The following is a 366-nucleotide window of genomic DNA, read 5'->3' on the forward strand; positions in this document are numbered from 1 at the left end:
AATAATATCTTCTTTCAGGTCATAGGAGTTTTTGTAATGAATCAAGCCTCCTGGGCCTTCAATTTTATCTTCTTTTCGGCCATCCAAGTATTCAAAGCCCATTCCCATCGGAGCGCTCAGACCTTGACGCGTCTTGAATTTACCCGCAGTGGGGTCTACCGCAGTCACGGTGAATGTAGGCCAAATCCTATGAATATCTTGATTGATATAAGAACCTTCAGTACTGGCAAAATACTTTTGCTCATTGACCATGTAAAGGTTATTGCTCACGAAACTAGCTCCTTCTGCCATAGCAGCAGCATTGGCATCTAGCATAAGATCGACCTTTTCTGAAACGGGGATATCAAAAGCATTTTTAGAAAGTGG

At 42.3% G+C, this 366-nt stretch carries 1 pseudogene; it reads right to left on the minus strand.

Annotated features, from left to right (window positions below):
• A pseudogene (locus ACK4HU_RS21965) lies at positions 1-366 on the minus strand (TldD/PmbA family protein); the annotation flags it as partial.

The sequence above is a fragment of the Algoriphagus sp. genome (assembly GCF_046296635.1).
Taxonomy (GTDB): domain Bacteria; phylum Bacteroidota; class Bacteroidia; order Cytophagales; family Cyclobacteriaceae; genus Algoriphagus.